The sequence below is a fragment of the uncultured Psychromonas sp. genome (assembly GCF_947489755.1).
Classification (GTDB): Bacteria; Pseudomonadota; Gammaproteobacteria; order Enterobacterales; family Psychromonadaceae; genus Psychromonas.
The window spans coordinates 23,796-41,087 of the sequence record NZ_CANLFB010000018.1; the positions used below are offsets into that span (position 1 = coordinate 23,796).

Sequence of the window (17,292 nt, forward strand, 5' to 3'; positions counted from 1 at the left end):
CAGTCGATCGATAGGTCGAAGAATATAAATATATTCGTTAGCCAGAGCCAGTTGTTAACATTAACAGGCTCATCAATTATTAACGCAGTATTTATTTCTTAAACCTTACTATCAAAAGAAGTAACCTCAAGTGGTGTTAAGAAACGCCACTTGCCAAGCGCAACATCTAGCTTAACATCGCCTATTTGCTCCCTATGTAGCGAAACAACACGATTCCCTACAGCGGCAAACATACGTTTAACTTGATGAAATTTACCTTCAGTGATCGTTAATAACACGTCTTTTTTAGTTATTTGCTCAACCGTCGCAGGCAATGTTAGCCCCGTTTCACCTTGTAACTGAATACCTTGCTCAAATTGTTCAATAATACCGGCATGAAAGGGTCGAGATAATCCCACTCGGTAGACTTTCTTACAGTCGTTACTCGGTAACGTGATATTAAATGTCCAAGATCCATCATCGGTAATCAGAATTAACCCCGTCGTATCTGCATCTAAGCGCCCTGCTATATGTAAATCTGATCCCTCTTTTAACAAAGCAGTGGAATGAGGCGACTGCCTCATATCCTCATTTTCTTTGCTTAATAAATGTAAAGCAGAAGGATAAACTTGATCAACATTAGCGCAAATAGTATTAGCAGGTTTATTCATTAGCAGGTAACGAAATGGACGCAGAACAAGCACTGTTCCATCAAGCGCCACCTGATTGTTTGCATGTACTTGAAAAGCAGCTTTACTTACGACAACACCATTAACCGAAACTTGATTATTTAATAGTGCTTCTATCGTTTGAGCTTTAGATAACGTTGTACTTTTACCAATAAATTTATCTAAACGCATGGCGCTATACCTTTTTAAATGAATCTTTTAATCATGCAGAATTAATTATTCAGAATTAATCACGCAGAATAAGGGCTGTTAATTAATGATTCAATAAGTCTCTCTTTAGAGCGACCTATAAAGCGCACTACAGATACCAGTAACCAGTTAATCGCCAATTAATAACCAATAAGGGCCTTTAAACAAAGATCTTGCCTTCAAGGTATAAAACGGCTGAACCAGATACCAAGACCCAGTCATCTTTATGTTCACAATAGAGGATTCCACCACGTGCCGACGCCTGATAGGCAACCAGTTCATTTTTGTTAAGTTGCTGTGACCAATACGGCGCTAACCCAGCATGTATCGACCCTGTGACAGGGTCTTCATCGCCACCATTTGCAGGCCAAAAATATCGAGATATAAAGTCATATTCAGCGCCATGAACACTATCAACACTGAATTCAGAACTAACTTCAGCATTGACCTCACTACCACATATGCCACTAGCGGTCACCACTAAGTCATAAGGCGCTAATAACTTAAGGTGTTCTGCTTTATAGTCCACATCTAATACTTCATTTGCAGAAGCCAAAACAGCAAAATAAGCTTGTCTATTCTTCATGACGGTTAATGGTTTAATGGATAACCCATCAATTAATGCTGGTGGAATATCAGTAACAACTTCAGGACATTGGTTTGGAAAGCGCATTTGAATACGACCATTATCTAACTGCTGAACCGATAGATTCCCCACTTCCAAGGTCACGAAATCAATTTCACCTGTAATATCAAAATGATTAAATAAGATGAATGAAGACGCTAACGTCGCATGTCCACAGAAATCAATTTCAGTGAGTGGTGAAAACCAACGTATCTCATAACGGTTAGGCGCGATCTGCTTAATAAAAGCGGTTTCAGATAAGTTATTTTCAGCAGCAATGCGCTGCATTAACGCATCATCAATCCATTCACTCAAGGGAACAACTGCTGCCGAGTTACCTTTAAATTGCGTGTCAGTGAATGTATCGACTACATAGATAGCGAATTCCATTATTTTGCTCCGTTTACGTTATCAACATTGAATGGCTAGTATCAAGGGAGTGGGATAAAGATACAAGATAGAGTTGGGGTATTTAATGCTTTTAAATGGAAATGCGTATTCAAGAAAATGAAATCGCTGAGCCAATTAACTGAGCAACTAAGCAAGGCAGCTGAATAAGGCAACCCAAAAAACAACTGTATATATAAACAGTAAGGATTAGGTTTTAAAAAAAACGGCCTAAAACACGTTAAAAATGACGTTTAATGGTCATTAATCAAACAATTACGATGTTAATGCCTTAGTTTTTATTCATACTACAGATAATTAAATACTGTTCATTTATACAGTTACGTTTTTAACTAGACATGAACTAGGCATAATCATCATAAATATCGTTGTCATAAAGAAGCTTAAATAAGCATAAAAAAAGCAGGTAATAGCCTGCTCGATAAAATATTAACCTTTATTAAATACATTAACAAAGGGAATAAAAGGCTTAGCCTCGGTAATAACTTTGTGCAACAAACGGCATTTTTTCGACCGTCATGGCTAGCTTTTTACCGCGGACTTCTGCAAAAACTTCAGTACCAATATCCGTGAATGACGTGTATATATAACCCATTGCAACCGGCATACCTTTTGACGGACCAAACGTACCGCTTGTTACCACGCCAATTTGATTATCGTTGGCATCAAATAATACCGCGCCTTCACGGACCGGCGCTTTCGTTTTACCAATTAAACCAACACGCTTGCGTGATACATTTTTAGTCGCTATTTGTTCAAGTATTAACTCACTGCCGATAAAACCACCAGCGCGTATACCATCAGCACGACGTGCTTTGCTGATACCCCATAATAAGCTCGCTTCAACAGGTGTTGTTGTTTCGTCTAAATCATGGCCGTATAAACATAAACCACACTCTAAACGTAAAGAGTCACGCGCGCCCAAACCAATCCACTCAACTTCATCATTCGCTAATAATTCACGCGCTAATAGCTCAGCTTGTTCAGCAGGTACTGAAATTTCAAAACCATCTTCACCTGTATAACCAGAACGGCTTACATAACATTCAACGCCAACTAACTCTACTTTCTCAGCATCCATAAAGACCATGTTCGCTACGCTAGGGTTTAACTTAGCTAACATATCAACCGCTTTAGGACCTTGCAGTGCTAATAAGGCTCTGTCTTCAATGACCTCTAACTCAACATCTGACGGTAAGTTTACTTTTAAATGTGCAATATCTTGCGTTTTACAAGCTGCATTAACCACTACAAACAAATGGTCACCAAAGTTAGTCACCATTAAATCGTCATCAATGCCACCTTCTTCATTAGTAAAAAAAGCATAGCGCTGTTTATTACTTGGTAAGTCGATAATATCAACGGGCACTAGTTTTTCTAATGCTTTAGCAGCACCTTCACCCTTTAAACGTAATTGCCCCATGTGCGACACATCAAATAACCCTGCGAATTCACGGCAATGTAAATGTTCTTTCTTAACACCTAACGCATACTGCACTGGCATATCATAACCAGCAAAAGGCACCATTTTCGCGCCCATTTCGATATGTAAAGCATGCAGTGGTGTAACTAATAAAGTTTCAGACATTGAGTCGATCTCCAAAAAAGCATTGAACGTTTAACTAGCGCGAAGTGTGCTAATTCATTTATATGTTATTTACGATGCAGTAACCCATAAAATGAGCGCATCATCTTCACTAACAGAAGCAAGCATATGCCCCATATTAGCATCGTAATAAACCGAATCACCTTCACTGAGGTTAACGGGTTCATAATACTCAGAGAAGAAGGTTATCTCCCCTTTTAAAACTAATAAAAACTCTTCACCATCATGACGGATCCAGTCACTGTAATCATCAAAACTACGTGCTCGCACTAACGACTTAAATGGCATCATCTTTTTATTCGATAACTGTGTCGCTAATAATTCATGTTCGTAGGTCGATGTGGGATGTGATTTACCCAATTCATTACGAGTAATATCCCTACGCCCTGTTGTATTGACCTTTTTAGGCGCAGCAAACAGTTGCGGAATATTAATATCTAACCCATTTGTTAACTTCTGCATCGCTTGAAAGGTAGGAGATATCTGCTCATTTTCAATTTTTGATAACGTCGAACGCGCTAAGCCCGTTTTTTGGCTTGCTTCCTCTAGTGTTAACCCTAGTGTTCGGCGAATTTCTTTTAAGCGTTCGCCCAGTTTAATAGGTGCAATATTTTCTGATGATTGATCCGTTGAAATTGTCATCGATGGATACGCATCTTGTTGTTCAGTCATTACTGCCCCCTTCCTTTCTTTTTACTATGCGGCGTTTTAAAGAAAGTACATTACTACAAATTAACTCGTTAAAGTTTCCTTTAGGAAACTTAATTCAACTCATCTTAATAATTTTTAACTAAATGTCCATATATTAAGCATTTATTACCCTAAATAGTGTTAACAGCCTGATATTCTGACCAATTGGTTAATAGCAAACCTTGAAAATAATTCTCTTATTGGAAACTTTGTTATTGATCTCTTGTATCAATATGGTAAAAATACATTACAAATCGTAATGCGCTTCAACGCAGCAGATAATCAAACTACATATTAGCTAAGGGAACCTTATGGAAAACAACTTAAAATTCACTGAAACGCATGAATGGGTATTAGACAATGGTGACGGTACAATCACTATGGGTATCTCAAATCAAGCTCAAAAGTTACTAGGTGATGTTGTTTATGTTGATTTACCAGATGTTGGCGATGACGCAGAAGCAGGTGAAGCCTTCTCTTTAGTAGAATCAGTTAAAGCAGCGTCAGACCTTTATGCACCGGTTACAGGTGAAGTTGTTGAAATTAATGAAGAACTTGAAAGCAGCCCAGAGCTAATAAATGAATCTCCGTATTCAGCGGGATGGATTGTAAAAATCAAACTAGCAGATGCAGCAGAGTTAGATAACTTAATTACTAGCGAAGCTTATCACGCTGCCAACGAAGAATAAGCACATTGCTTAGCGTATTACATGCATAACCCATAACATATTAAGGCGATTTCATTTGAACTCGCCTTTTTTATAAACATACTTACTGCGACTGTTTAGGATGAATATGACTGCCAACACACTACTCGACTTATTAAGTAACCAACAAGAATTTGCAACACGTCACAATGGCCCGAACCCAGCACAACAACAAACCATGTTGGATACCATTGGGGTCAACAGTTTAGATCAACTGATAGACCAAACTGTGCCAGCAGCGATCCGTCTTAAAGAAAAGATGAACCTTGCTGAACCGCAAAGTGAATCATCAATGTTAGCGTCATTAAAAACGATCGCAGAAAAGAACGTCGTCAACCGTAGCTTTATTGGTCAAGGTTACTACAACACTTTAACGCCAAACGTTATTCTACGTAACGTCTTAGAAAATCCAGGTTGGTACACCGCTTATACGCCTTACCAACCAGAAATTTCTCAAGGTCGTTTAGAGTCATTACTGAACTACCAGCAAGCAGTAATGGATTTAACGGCAATGGACTTAGCCAATGCATCTTTATTAGATGAAGCAACCGCCGCCGCTGAATCAATGACATTGAGCAAACGTGCGAGTAAAAGCAAAAGTAATGCGTTCTTTGTGAGCAATGAATTACACCCTCAAACTGTTGATGTTATCCGCACTCGTGCTGAATATATCGGTTACGAAATCATTACAGGCAGTGTTGAAGAGCTAGATAACCACGATGTATTTGGTGCTATTTTACAATACCCAAGTACGACAGGTAATGTAACAGACCTAACAGACGTCATTGCACAAGCACATACTAAAAAAACCTTAGTCACTGTCGCATCAGACTTATTAGCATTAACCGTATTAAAAGCACCGGGTGAAATGGGTGCAGATGTCGTGATTGGTAGTGCACAACGTTTTGGTGTGCCAATGGGTTTTGGTGGGCCACACGCAGGCTTCATGGCAACACGAGATAAATTTAAACGTACTATGCCGGGGCGTGTTATCGGAGTCTCAAAAGATAGCAAAGGCAAGCAAGCATTACGTATGGCAATGCAAACACGTGAGCAACATATTCGCCGTGAAAAAGCCACGTCAAACATTTGTACTGCGCAAGCATTACTTGCGAATATGGCGGCATTTTACGCGTTATACCACGGGCCAGAAGGTCTATTGAAAATTGGTCGCCGTGTGCACCATTACACGGCTATTTTAGCAGCGGGTTTACAAAGTGAAGGTATTGAATTAGAAAATACAGCGTTCTTTGATACCTTAACCATCAATACCAATGAACACACAAAAGCCATTTACCATCGCGCACTCGCTGAAGGCATGAACTTACGTAAGTTCCCATCGCTAGATGCAGCAACAGACAATACACCGGTGCAATTGGGCATCAGTTTAGATGAAACAACCACCGCAAAAGATGTTGAAGATCTGTTATTAGCGATCACTGGTAAAGCCATTCTAGTCAGTGAATTCAGCGATACCATTGCAAAAGATGAGTTCGCTGCGATTCCAGCAAGCTGTCGTCGTACTAGTAAATACCTAACACACCCCGTCTTTTCAGCGCATCACAGTGAAACACAAATGATGCGTTACATGAAAAAACTAGAAAACAAAGATTACTCATTAACACACGGCATGATCCCACTCGGCAGCTGTACCATGAAGCTGAACGCAGCGGCTGAAATGCTTCCTGTAACATGGCCTGAATTTGGCCAAATGCACCCGTTTGCACCAACAGAACAAAGCTTTGGTTATCAAGAACTCGCAGAAAAACTGTCTGCTATGTTATGTGAAATCACCGGTTACGACGGCATGTCACTGCAACCTAACTCAGGTGCGCAAGGTGAATATGCAGGTTTAATCGCCATTCAACGTTACCACCAAAGCAATGGCGATGCGCACCGTAATGTGTGTCTAATTCCAAGCTCCGCACACGGGACTAACCCAGCGTCTGCGGCAATGGTCTCAATGAAAGTGGTAGTTGTTGGCTGTGATGCTGAAGGTAATATCGACCATGCGGATCTAAAAGCTAAAATCGAAAAACATCGTGAAAACTTATCATGCATCATGATCACTTATCCTTCTACACACGGTGTATACGAAGAGTCAGTACAAGAAGTCTGTGAATGGGTACATGAAGCTGGTGGTCAAGTTTACCTAGATGGCGCAAACATGAATGCACAAGTAGGGTTAACCACACCGGGCTTTATTGGCTCTGATGTGTCTCACCTTAACTTACACAAAACATTCTGTATTCCACATGGCGGTGGCGGCCCAGGTATGGGACCAATTGGTGTTAAAGCGCACCTAATTCCGTTCCTACCAGGACACATTGAAGTCACTGAATCTGCAGACAACAAACATTACGCAGTGTCAGCGGCAGAGTTAGGTTCAGCGTCTATATTACCGATTTCATACGCTTATATTGCCATGATGGGCGAACAAGGTTTAACAGAAGCGACTAAACTCGCCATCTTAAATGCCAACTACGTGATGGAACGTTTACGTCCGCACTACCCTGTTTTATATTTAGGTAAACAAGGCCGAGTTGCACATGAATGTATTATCGATATTCGTCCTATCGAAGAAGCATCTGGCATTTCAGGTGAAGACATCGCGAAACGTTTAATCGATTACGGTTTTCACGCCCCTACTATGTCATTCCCAGTAGCCGGCACGTTAATGATTGAACCAACAGAATCAGAAAACTTAACTGAGTTAGATAGATTCTGTGACGCAATGATTGCGATTCGTCATGAAATCACACAAGTTGAATCAGGTGAATTAACATTAGAAGATAACCCACTAGTGAATGCACCGCATACACAAGTAGACCTAATGGAATCTGAATGGGCACATAGCTACTCACGTGAAATTGCTTGTTTCCCAACTGAATTCAGCAAAGGCGCTAAATACTGGCCAACCGTAAACCGTGTAGATAACGTATTTGGTGACAGAAACTTAATCTGTTCATGCCCAAGTATTGAAAGCTATATGGAAGATTAAGACGGTATTAAAAACGAATTTATATCGCTAATCATTAATATTTTTTAGCGTTTAAATTCGTTATGTTGATACTTTCAATAATCAATATTTAATAACAAAGAGGAGAGCTACACCTTATTCTCTGAATATAATGTAGCTCTGCTTTTACTTTCTAAAAAACTACTTTCTAAAAATCAGTTTCTAAAAAAATTAGTTTCTAATCCAGTATCTTTAAAAATTAACCCTGTTTAAGCGTAAGGGATTCATTCGTTCAAAAATCACTATTAACCATCATTTAAAGCAAGAAACACTCTCCACAACACAATTTAAATACATCGAAAGATACTCTTTAATCATCAAATTTTATTGAAATATCAAAAGGATTTAAAATGAAGGATATTGAATCAGTAGCACAAACCTACATCATCACTGCAGACTGCCCAAGTCGAACAGGCACAGTTGATGTCGTGACTCGCTTTTTATTTGAACAGCAATGTTATATTAATGAAATCCATTCATTTGTAGACACCACTGAAAATAGATTTTTTATTCGTGTTGAATTTAGACTCGATTCAGATGCAATATTCAACCAACATGACTTCACTGAGCAATTTGAACAACGTGCGAGTCAGTTCGAAATGAAATGGCAACTCGCCCCAAGACCTTATAAATCGAAAGTCGTTATTATGGTGTCAAAACATGATCACTGTTTAAATGACCTTTTATATCGTTACCGTACTGGCGATCTTAATATCGAGATACCGGCGATCATTTCAAATCATCCAGATTTAGAAGAACTAGCAAAATGGCATGGCATCCCTTATTACCACCTGCCGATCACAAAAGATACTAAACCAGAACAGGAAGCAGAGGTTTATAAAATAATCGAAGAAAGTCAATGTGACTTAGTGGTGCTAGCTCGTTACATGCAAGTGCTTTCAAGTGATATGTCTAAAAAATTATCTGGCAGAGCCATTAATATTCATCACTCCTTGTTACCCGGATTTAAAGGAGCAAAACCGTATTATCAAGCTTACGATCGTGGCATAAAGTTAGTTGGCGCGACAGCGCATTATGTCAGTGACGATTTAGATGAAGGCCCGATTATTACGCAAAGCGTCGACACGGTTGATCACAGTTATTACCCAGAAGACCTAGCAGCCAAAGGACGGCATATTGAATGCTTAACTCTATCCCGTGCAGTACGTTACCATATTGAAAATAGAATATTTCTACATGGAAATAAAACCGTTGTGTTTGGTAAGTAGTACAAGTGTTCCTATTAAACATCGATAAGATGGAAGATCCCTATTAGTAAGTTATCTGGATTTGAATCGATGTTGAAGTGGTAAATAAAGCTTAGCTAAGTTACTTAAATAGATAAGTGTTAGAAAATAAAAGGCGGATCAGCCCTTTTCAGAAATGATCCGCTTTTATTGAACTTCGCTTTTTACTGTAAACTTCTTTGCAGCTAATAATGCAGAGCTAGGACGATTCGCTTTATCACATGCCTTAATGAACAGATCAAAAACATCACTTTCTACAACTATCGCTTCATGTTCAGCAATAATATTTGATGCATCTTCGTCAATTAAACTAACCACGTATTCACTCAAACTGTTAAACCCTAGCAGCGCAGCTGCTTTTTCAGCTTTGGATTTTATTGTTTGATCCAAGCTAATATCTAAACGTGTAGTAGTCATAGTAACCTCCAGTGTTTTTTATACGAAAAATTTCTGTCATCCATAAAGTATAAACCTAATAACTTAATAGTAACTGTTCGAAGGTTTGACGGATATTTTTTTAGACGACATATATAGCGTAAATAATTTAGTTAAGTGTATAAATATCAAATTTTAGTGAAAAATAATATTCTGTACCTCCATCTGTTACATGTAATAATTCCATATAATTATCTGTTATATACCTCCCTATAAATTTCATAGTATTATAGTAATGAGTGGTGCTATAATTTTTAATCAATGGGGTTAGCTCTATTAATTAACTAAGGATTTTCTTATGACAAAATTATTAAAGCTTTTTGGTCTTGTTCCGACCGAAGAAGAAAGAGAATTACTTAAACATCTTCGTAAAAAAGAATCATCATCGATGAGAGTTATAGGTAGAGGCACTCTTACTATGAGCGCTAAAGAAGCAAGATCTACACAAAAATCGAAAGAATTCATTTCAAAAATGGATAAACTTGTCGGATAAACGTAGCTTAAATGTTATTACTACTCATATTACCAATACTAGTTTCCGGCTATAGCGCCTTTATAAAAAATCCTTACCATTACTACCGATTACATAGATATGAAGGTCAGTTACTTTACCTAGAAAGTTTAAGGATAGGTTTTATGTGCACTTTGGCTAGTTTCTTAGTCATAATTTCGCTTAATGCATTTGTCCCTCCATATATTCAGCTTTGTAATTACTCAATTAATATTAATGTCTTTGAGTTTGTTAAAAGCCTTCTTGATACCTTAACCGAAAATTCAGAGCAATTAACCTGGGTAATACTCACAACATTAGGTTCATTACTTGTCAGTAAAATTTACGTTTCGCTTGTAAAGTTTAAATTATCTTTGAGAGCCTTTGATATCCTTGATGCATTTTCTATTAGACGCATTAAAATATCATTTAAGCGTAAAAAGTGGTCTTCGAGAGAAGACAAATCTGACTTAACTTATAAAGAGCGCACTAAAATAATTCTAATGGCATCAGTCCTCAAAGATAGTCCTCTTGACCACTTATTTTTAAAATCTTATGTAATCGACGGCTTCTATTTAATGCTTACAATGGAAGATCGGAAGGTTTATATTGGCCGTGTTATAAGTTTAGGTGAGCCAAATGAGTCATCGGGAATGGATCAAGAAATTACAATTACCCCATATATTAGTGGTTTCAGAAATGAAGATAATTTAAGCCTTAAACTTACTACAAAATATACAGACGTTTCAAATGACGTATCACTTGTATTAAGGCAAGATAAAATAATAAGTGCAACATATTTTTCAGAATCAATCTATGAAGAGTTTCAACTTAATCAAAGAAAAAACCTTATTGTAATATCGTAATAAAACAGTACATAATCGGGTAGCCAGAGGTATCTAGGCTCCCACAACCCTTACCCTGCTAAAACGCATTGCTGATCGCTATATTAATTCCTTTGGTTTTCGAACTACGACAAGGTCCTTTACTGGAATTTTTAATAAAGGCACTGGCACATGAAATAGCTAAACACTCATTAACGCCGCACTTGTTGATGAGAAAGGCATTCGTAGGCGACGGCGGATCCAATGGTTAACTGGTAGCCCTAGGCAATTAGAAAATATTTCGCCAGAATCGTAAATACAAATTTAGTTAGTGGATCTATTTTCCCGCCCCTTCGTGGCTAATCGGCTTTGATTTTAAAAATCAAATCACAATGTATGGCAATTCCAGATGAGGATTATAAGAAAAATTTGATTACAGTTTGTTGTTATTGCTTTATTACCAAAGACGACTTTCTTCGTTTTTTATAAGTGAATTATCGAAGATAATCACTGCCATCTAGAATTCATTAAGAAAAATTAAAAGCAATTACTTTAATCAGATCAAAATCAATTTGCTCAACAGGTTTAGCACTTCTTGTAACTTCATCTAAAATCCCTTTTGCCACATAAAAATCACGACGCAGTATCTCCTGCTGTAATTCATAACGTTTACTAGCATTTTTTATATATTTATTAATTAAGTAATCTAAGTGTTCAATTAACTCTTCTCTAGTCATTTTTATTAACCTTTAGGTAAATAATTTATTTAACTTAATACTGCTAGTTAACTCAATATTCACTTTTATTAATACTTAATGTTGTAATTAAAAACGAGATCTTTAGGATACAATTCATGTTCTACAAGCGTGTTAGGTATGTTGAATAAATTAATGATTAACGCAGCTTCAAAACACCAATATCCAATGTAGTAATCCGTATAAACAAATTCACAATCGCAATCATGACTTTCGTACCAATCGGCTTCTTCTAAACTGTCATACCATTCATTAATAAACTTACCGAGTAACGCTGACTGCTCCAGAGGTGAAGCTGTAATTGCGTCGTATAACGACTGATAAGTTTCTGGATAGTATAAGTTATCAGGAAAAGCCGTGTTAACTCGCCCTAATTTACTCGTAATACGGGCTAATAACGCATCATTCTCATCAACACAAACAAGCCCTAGTACGCTATCAATATGTGATTGTTCTACATCACAAGCCGTTAATAACGTTAGCCACCACAACACATAGACATAACGGTTAACATTAGCAGAGCCGCAAGCATCACCCCATTCACCCAATTTTTCAAAGTCATAACGGTAACACTGATGTGCGGGTGGCAATTTATCCGCTGTACTTGATAATTGTCGGCGATAATCCAATATTGCTAATACGGCGGTTTTAATCGTAGGAATCTCACTACCTGCAGAATAATGCGCAACCGCACGCATAATAGACAATTGAAACAACTGCTGCGCTGCATCAACTTGCAAAGAAATAGAGGTAAAAACTTCATCATCCAAAGCCTGCTGTGTTTCTTGTAAGGCAATGTCTAAATCAATCAACAATTTGTTGAAATAAGTTGCATCTCGACGACTATCTCTAATCACTGCTCGCTCCAATGTACTAAATCTTTCGGGTAGTATTCATGATCAATGAATGAAATGTCATCAATATCATAAAGCTTAGTAACTAACGCGGCTTCCCAACTCCAGTAACCAAAATATGAGTCATTACTCATAACGTGAAACTGAGGGCTACCTTCTAATTTATACCAGGCATCCAAATACGCTAACATTAATTTAGGTCGTTTATCAGGTGCGGCCTGTATTACTTTATAAAGTTTATTAAAACGCGTTTTATATAACAATGACTCACTAACAGGTCTGTCAGTATCGCCAAGTTGTACGGCAATTTCATCTAATAAAGCATCTTGTCCTTGGTTAGCGATTAAATCGAGTACTTGTTTATAATAAACTTCTCCCATATCGAGGCAGTAAGCAAAACTTAACCATTTAAGAAATAGATTACGCATATGATCTTTTCTAATTTCTTCCCAGCCGATACGGTCCTTTTGTTCTTTAAGGGGCAATGCATCAGCGTATTGTTTTTGTTGGGTACGGTAAGAAAGCAATGCTTGAAGTTCGACTTTCAAATCAGATACGTCATCGCCACGTGTATAACGCAGATGTATTAAGTACATTGTAGATTCGATACATCGATAAGCCACTTGTAATTTTTGAGATGCAGGTCTAGACACTTCTTCAAGCTTAGCTGCTCTATTATTGATGGTCTTTATCCTAAAATCAATTCTTGCATTAAAATAGGTTAGACTTTTTATTGAATCTCGTAACATACCATTCTCTTTTGTATGGGATTTTGAATCACCGTTTATGAAAATGTACTAAATCTTTTGGATAGTATTCATGGTCAATGAATAAACTGTCGTCAATACCATACAATTTAGTGACTAACGCCGCTTCCCAACTCCAATAACCATAATATGAGTCATTACTCATAACGTGAAACTGAGGGCTACCTTCTAATTTATACCAGGCATCCAAATATGCTAACATTAACTTAGGCCGTTTATCAGGAGCGGCCTGTATTACTTTATAAAGTTTATTAAAACGCGTTTTATATAACAATGACTCACTAACAGGTCGTTCAGTATCGCCAAGTTGCACAGCAATTTCATCTAATAAAGCGTCTTGTCCCTGGTTAGCGATTAAATCGAGTACTTGTTTATAATATACATCCCCCATATCAAGGCAATAAGCAAAACTTAACCATTTAAGAAATAGATTACGCATATGATCTTTTCTAATTTCTTCCCAGCCGATACGGTACTTTTGTTCCTTAAGTGGCAATGCATCAGCGTATTGCTTTTGTTGGGTACGGTAAGAAAGCAATGCTTGAAGTTCGACTTTCAAATCAGATAAGTCATCGCCACGGGTATAACGCTGATGAATTAAATACATTACATCTTCGATACATCGATAAGCCGCTTGTAGCTTTTGGGCGGGAGTAAATTGCTCTGCTTCTATTCTAGATGCCCACTTATTAACATACGTGATTGATTCTTCGACTCTTGCATTAAAATAAGTTAAATTTTTGATTGAATCTCGTAACATACGGTTCTCTTTTATGTGGGATTTTTAGTTACCGTTTATGCCAATGCACTAAATCTTTTGGGTAATATTCATGGTCAATGAATGAACTGTCATCAATACCATACAATTTAGTGACTAACGCCGCTTCCCAACTCCAATAACCTCTATATGAATCATTATCCATCAAGTGATTTTCTGGACTACCTTCTAATTTATACCAGGCATCTAAATACGCTAACATTAACTTAGGTCGTTTATCAGGCGCGGCTTGGATTATTTTGTAAAGCTTATTAAAACGCGTTTTATATAACAATGACTCACTAACAAGTCTATCAGTATCGCCAAGTTGTACGGCAATTTCATCTAATAAAGCGTCTTGTCCCTGATTAGCGATTAAATCGAGTACTTGTTTATAATAAACTTCTCCCATATCGAGGCAGTAAGCAAAAGCAAACCATTTAAGGAAAATGTTACGCATATAATCTTGTCTAATTTCTTCCCATCCAATACGATTTTTTTGTTCTTTAAGTGAAAGCAAATCACCAAATTTTTTTTGTTGAATACGAAAAAATACTATTTTATCAAGAATCGGTTTAAAATCAGTTAAATTATCACCTCTTGAATAACGTTGATGTAAAAGAATAAGAGAATATTCAACACAAGTAAAAGATGCTTTTAATTTTTGAAAAAGTGGAATATCATTATTTTCAAGTTTTGGTAATCTCTTACTAATCGTTTCTTCTCTAAAATCTACCCTTGCATCAAAATAAATTCTGTTTTTTATTGTATCTCTTAACATACCATTTCCTTTATGTGATATTTAGCTTATTTTTCATGGTGATAAAGAACGCGACATCCATAAATTATTCGCTTATTTTAATACGAAATACAACAAGACTAATAGTTAATAAGATTTATCAAAAAATAATTAGATTTAAAAGGCTTAGCTTAAAATCAAACAGTACATTAACTGATGCTAATAAATGAATTCAATACGGTGGAGATTGTTAGGAGTTAATGAAATATTCGTTGTCAGATAGCCTTTCCTATTTCCGACAGCGCCATGATTATATTATTCGAACGTTTGTACTGATATAGCTCCGTGTTTATTATCTTGTATTGCTCATCTAGCCCAATTGACAAGCTCTCAATAATCGATGAACGCATAAGGAGATATGCTCAATTAACCTTTTCCATCATTAAAACCTTTGTGCTTCAATCGATTTTTCACTTTTAAAGAAAACAAGTAACCACGAAGCCGCTACGCAGCACGATGGTCACGAAGAAAAACCACACAATAAATATTTTGAATTAACCTTCTCCACCCTTCAAACCTTCGAGGTTAAATCAGTTTTTGATTTTAAATACAACAAACAACCACGAAGCCGCTTCGCTGTACGAAGAACACGAAGAAAACCCACACAATAAATACTTTGAATTAACCTTCTCCCACCTTCAAACCTTCGTGGTTCAATCGTTTTTTGATTTTAAAAGACTACAAGCAACCACGAAGCCGCTACGCTGAACGAAGGACACGAAGAAAACCCGCACAATAAACTGAGCATTGCGCTAAAACTCATTGTATTGCATCAAGCTTTGGCACCTGAGTTATTCTTGAGCATGATGAGATGACATTAATGTATGAAAAATTTAAAGCGTACGGCCAGCATCCTGAAAAATACATTCCTAATAAATAAGTAAGGCTAAACAGCAATTTGGTTAGCCTTAACTCATCTATTATTCTATACCTCCCACTATCTAGACCATTACAAATAGCGCGTTTCTAAATGTTTTCTAAAGTGTGCAGCATTTAGCGTTTCACCCGTAGCACGTGTTATCAATTGATCCGTAGTATGGAGTGATGCTTGCGACCAAATATTATCACTTAACCATTGGAAGATTGGGCTAAGGTCACCGCTTTTAATTGCAGCATCAATATCAACCGTTTGTTGCATAGTCGCTTTGTATTGGGCTGCATACATTGCGCCTAATGTGTAAGACGGAAAATATCCAAAGGCACCATCTGTCCAATGAATATCCTGCATACACCCATTTTTATAATTGCCTTTCGTTGAAAGGCCAAGCGTCGCTTTCATTTTTTCATCCCACAGTGCAGGTACGTCTGTGTGTTCTATCACGCCGTTGATTAAATCACGCTCAATTTCATAACGCATGATCACATGTGCGGGATACGTCAGTTCATCTGCATCTACTCGAATAAAGCCTTTTTCAATTTGAGTGTAGATTTTATAAAGATTATCTTCTGCAAAAACGGGATCGTTATGTGCGTTAAATGCATCTGTTGAAAGGCGTGATAAGTGAGAAATAAAAGGTTTACTGCGCCCTATCTGCATTTCAAAGAATAGCGACTGTGATTCATGAACACCCATTGAACGCGCTTCGCCTACAGGTAAGCCTGCAAAGGCTTTTGGTAAACCTTGCTCGTAACGTGCATGCCCTGTTTCGTGGACGATGCCCATTAATGCTTGCACGAAGTCTTTCTCGTCATAACGAGTCGTAATACGAACGTCTGACGGCACACCGCCACAGAATGGATGAACACTTTGATCGAGTCGTCCGTGGTCAAAATCAAACTTCAATAGTTTCATGGTTTCTAAACCCAGCGCTTTTTGGCTAGCAACTGAGAAAGTGCCTGAAGGCATGATGATCGATTCTGATTGCTGTTTTATTAATGCTTTTTCAATTAATTCGGGTAACCAACTCTTAACATCTGAAAATAAAGTATCGAGTGATGCAGTTGTTGTGCCTGGTTCAAACTTATCTAACATGGCATCGTATGGCGTTAAATTAAGGGCTTCGCCTCGAATTTGTGCTTCTTCACGCGATAAAGCAACGACCTCTTTCCAGTTTTTTTCAAAACCTACCCAATCGTTTTCTTGTCGTTGAGAACGCCACGCATGTTCGCATTTTGAACCAGCGATAGATTGAGCTTGTACCAGAGCTTCAGGTACGATCGTCGCTTGCTGCCACTGACGTTTCATTTCACGTAAGCTGGCTTGCTGTTCTGTGCTTAACGACTCTTGTTGTGCGTTGCCAAACCATTCTTCAAGTTGTGGTTGTGTTGATAAACGGTGAACGTGAACGGACAGTTCTGCCATGGCTTTTGAACGCGCATCGTTACCACCTGATGGCATATTGGCAGCAGCATCCCACCCCAATATTGATTGAGCATGATTAAAGTGATTGATTGTTTGGTAATGAGCGGTAAGTTGGTCGTAGTTTGACATAATCCGGTTACTTCCTATAAG

The 17,292-nt window shown here is 37.7% G+C and carries 16 protein-coding genes; 5 read left to right on the top strand and 11 right to left on the bottom strand.

All coding sequences use genetic code 11. From position 1 onward, the window contains the following. Positions 1-98 precede the first annotated feature (98 nt). The 4 genes from Q0794_RS11360 to Q0794_RS11375 form a co-directional block, all read right to left on the bottom strand. Entirely contained in the window at positions 99-839 is a 741-nt protein-coding gene (locus tag Q0794_RS11360) for a pseudouridine synthase (protein WP_298941971.1), read from the bottom strand. A 178-nt stretch (positions 840-1,017) separates the two neighbouring features. Then, positions 1,018-1,872, bottom strand: coding sequence for a PhzF family phenazine biosynthesis protein (locus Q0794_RS11365; RefSeq protein WP_298941973.1), 855 nt, complete (start codon positions 1,870-1,872; stop codon positions 1,018-1,020). A 487-nt stretch (positions 1,873-2,359) separates the two neighbouring features. After that, positions 2,360-3,478 (bottom strand): glycine cleavage system aminomethyltransferase GcvT, encoded by a 1,119-nt coding sequence (gcvT, locus tag Q0794_RS11370; protein ID WP_298941975.1) that lies wholly within the window; start codon positions 3,476-3,478, stop codon positions 2,360-2,362. 69 nt (positions 3,479-3,547) lie between these two features. Further along, complete coding sequence (locus tag Q0794_RS11375; protein ID WP_298941976.1) at positions 3,548-4,168, bottom strand: XRE family transcriptional regulator; 621 nt, start codon at positions 4,166-4,168, stop codon at positions 3,548-3,550. Positions 4,169-4,497: 329 nt separating this feature from the next. On the opposite strand from Q0794_RS11375, the gene gcvH reads away from it, so the two are divergent. From gcvH to purU, 3 genes are all read left to right on the top strand, one after another. Then, positions 4,498-4,875: a glycine cleavage system protein GcvH gene (gcvH, locus tag Q0794_RS11380; protein ID WP_298941978.1), complete on the top strand. Its 378-nt coding sequence runs from the start codon at positions 4,498-4,500 to the stop codon at positions 4,873-4,875. 100 nt (positions 4,876-4,975) lie between these two features. After that, positions 4,976-7,894, top strand: a complete 2,919-nt coding sequence (gene gcvP / locus Q0794_RS11385; protein ID WP_298941980.1) for an aminomethyl-transferring glycine dehydrogenase — start codon at positions 4,976-4,978, stop codon at positions 7,892-7,894. 368 nt (positions 7,895-8,262) lie between these two features. Next, positions 8,263-9,141 (top strand): formyltetrahydrofolate deformylase, encoded by an 879-nt coding sequence (gene purU, locus Q0794_RS11390; RefSeq protein WP_298941982.1) that lies wholly within the window; start codon positions 8,263-8,265, stop codon positions 9,139-9,141. Between the two features lie 165 nt (positions 9,142-9,306). On the opposite strand, the gene Q0794_RS11395 is transcribed toward purU, so the two are convergent. After that, positions 9,307-9,576: a DUF1778 domain-containing protein gene (locus tag Q0794_RS11395; RefSeq protein WP_298941984.1), complete on the bottom strand. Its 270-nt coding sequence runs from the start codon at positions 9,574-9,576 to the stop codon at positions 9,307-9,309. Between the two features lie 316 nt (positions 9,577-9,892). Between Q0794_RS11395 and Q0794_RS11400 the strand changes: the two genes are divergently transcribed. After that, positions 9,893-10,087: a hypothetical protein gene (locus Q0794_RS11400; RefSeq protein ID WP_298941986.1), complete on the top strand. Its 195-nt coding sequence runs from the start codon at positions 9,893-9,895 to the stop codon at positions 10,085-10,087. Positions 10,088-10,098: 11 nt separating this feature from the next. Further along, a complete protein-coding gene (locus tag Q0794_RS11405) occupies positions 10,099-10,950 on the top strand; it encodes a hypothetical protein (protein ID WP_298941988.1) in 852 nt (283 codons plus the stop codon). Positions 10,951-11,435: 485 nt separating this feature from the next. Here Q0794_RS11405 and Q0794_RS11410 read toward each other — a convergent pair whose 3' ends face one another. The 6 genes from Q0794_RS11410 to Q0794_RS11435 form a co-directional block, all read right to left on the bottom strand. Then, the gene (locus Q0794_RS11410) at positions 11,436-11,645 is read right to left on the bottom strand and encodes a hypothetical protein (RefSeq protein ID WP_298941989.1); all 210 of its coding nucleotides are present in this window, start codon (positions 11,643-11,645) and stop codon (positions 11,436-11,438) included. Positions 11,646-11,713: 68 nt separating this feature from the next. Beyond that, positions 11,714-12,520 (bottom strand): PoNe immunity protein domain-containing protein, encoded by an 807-nt coding sequence (locus tag Q0794_RS11415; RefSeq protein WP_298941991.1) that lies wholly within the window; start codon positions 12,518-12,520, stop codon positions 11,714-11,716. Next, entirely contained in the window at positions 12,517-13,266 is a 750-nt protein-coding gene (locus Q0794_RS11420) for a PoNe immunity protein domain-containing protein (protein WP_298941992.1), read from the bottom strand. The genes Q0794_RS11415 and Q0794_RS11420 overlap by 4 nt, the downstream gene beginning before the upstream one ends. A gap of 28 nt (positions 13,267-13,294) precedes the next feature. Beyond that, positions 13,295-14,044 carry a PoNe immunity protein domain-containing protein gene (locus Q0794_RS11425; protein ID WP_298941994.1) on the bottom strand — a complete coding sequence of 250 codons (750 nt, stop codon included), beginning with the start codon at positions 14,042-14,044 and terminating at the stop codon, positions 13,295-13,297. 28 nt (positions 14,045-14,072) lie between these two features. After that, entirely contained in the window at positions 14,073-14,822 is a 750-nt protein-coding gene (locus Q0794_RS11430; RefSeq protein ID WP_298941996.1) for a PoNe immunity protein domain-containing protein, read from the bottom strand. A 967-nt stretch (positions 14,823-15,789) separates the two neighbouring features. Next, entirely contained in the window at positions 15,790-17,271 is a 1,482-nt protein-coding gene (locus Q0794_RS11435; protein ID WP_298941997.1) for a carboxypeptidase M32, read from the bottom strand. Positions 17,272-17,292: the final 21 nt, after the last annotated feature.

Bases quoted from the DNA above. Each gene is read 5' to 3' on its own strand.
- Q0794_RS11360 (WP_298941971.1), bottom strand. From the start codon at position 839: ATGCGTTTAGATAAATTTATTGGTAAAAGTACAACGTTATCTAAAGCT.
- Q0794_RS11365 (WP_298941973.1), bottom strand. From the start codon at position 1,872: ATGGAATTCGCTATCTATGTAGTCGATACATTCACTGACACGCAATTT.
- gcvT (WP_298941975.1), bottom strand. From the start codon at position 3,478: ATGTCTGAAACTTTATTAGTTACACCACTGCATGCTTTACATATCGAA.
- Q0794_RS11375 (WP_298941976.1), bottom strand. From the start codon at position 4,168: ATGACTGAACAACAAGATGCGTATCCATCGATGACAATTTCAACGGAT.
- gcvH (WP_298941978.1), top strand. From the start codon at position 4,498: ATGGAAAACAACTTAAAATTCACTGAAACGCATGAATGGGTATTAGAC.
- gcvP (WP_298941980.1), top strand. From the start codon at position 4,976: ATGAATATGACTGCCAACACACTACTCGACTTATTAAGTAACCAACAA.
- purU (WP_298941982.1), top strand. From the start codon at position 8,263: ATGAAGGATATTGAATCAGTAGCACAAACCTACATCATCACTGCAGAC.
- Q0794_RS11395 (WP_298941984.1), bottom strand. From the start codon at position 9,576: ATGACTACTACACGTTTAGATATTAGCTTGGATCAAACAATAAAATCC.
- Q0794_RS11400 (WP_298941986.1), top strand. From the start codon at position 9,893: ATGACAAAATTATTAAAGCTTTTTGGTCTTGTTCCGACCGAAGAAGAA.
- Q0794_RS11405 (WP_298941988.1), top strand. From the start codon at position 10,099: ATGTTATTACTACTCATATTACCAATACTAGTTTCCGGCTATAGCGCC.
- Q0794_RS11410 (WP_298941989.1), bottom strand. From the start codon at position 11,645: ATGACTAGAGAAGAGTTAATTGAACACTTAGATTACTTAATTAATAAA.
- Q0794_RS11420 (WP_298941992.1), bottom strand. From the start codon at position 13,266: ATGTTACGAGATTCAATAAAAAGTCTAACCTATTTTAATGCAAGAATT.
- Q0794_RS11425 (WP_298941994.1), bottom strand. From the start codon at position 14,044: ATGTTACGAGATTCAATCAAAAATTTAACTTATTTTAATGCAAGAGTC.
- Q0794_RS11430 (WP_298941996.1), bottom strand. From the start codon at position 14,822: ATGTTAAGAGATACAATAAAAAACAGAATTTATTTTGATGCAAGGGTA.
- Q0794_RS11435 (WP_298941997.1), bottom strand. From the start codon at position 17,271: ATGTCAAACTACGACCAACTTACCGCTCATTACCAAACAATCAATCAC.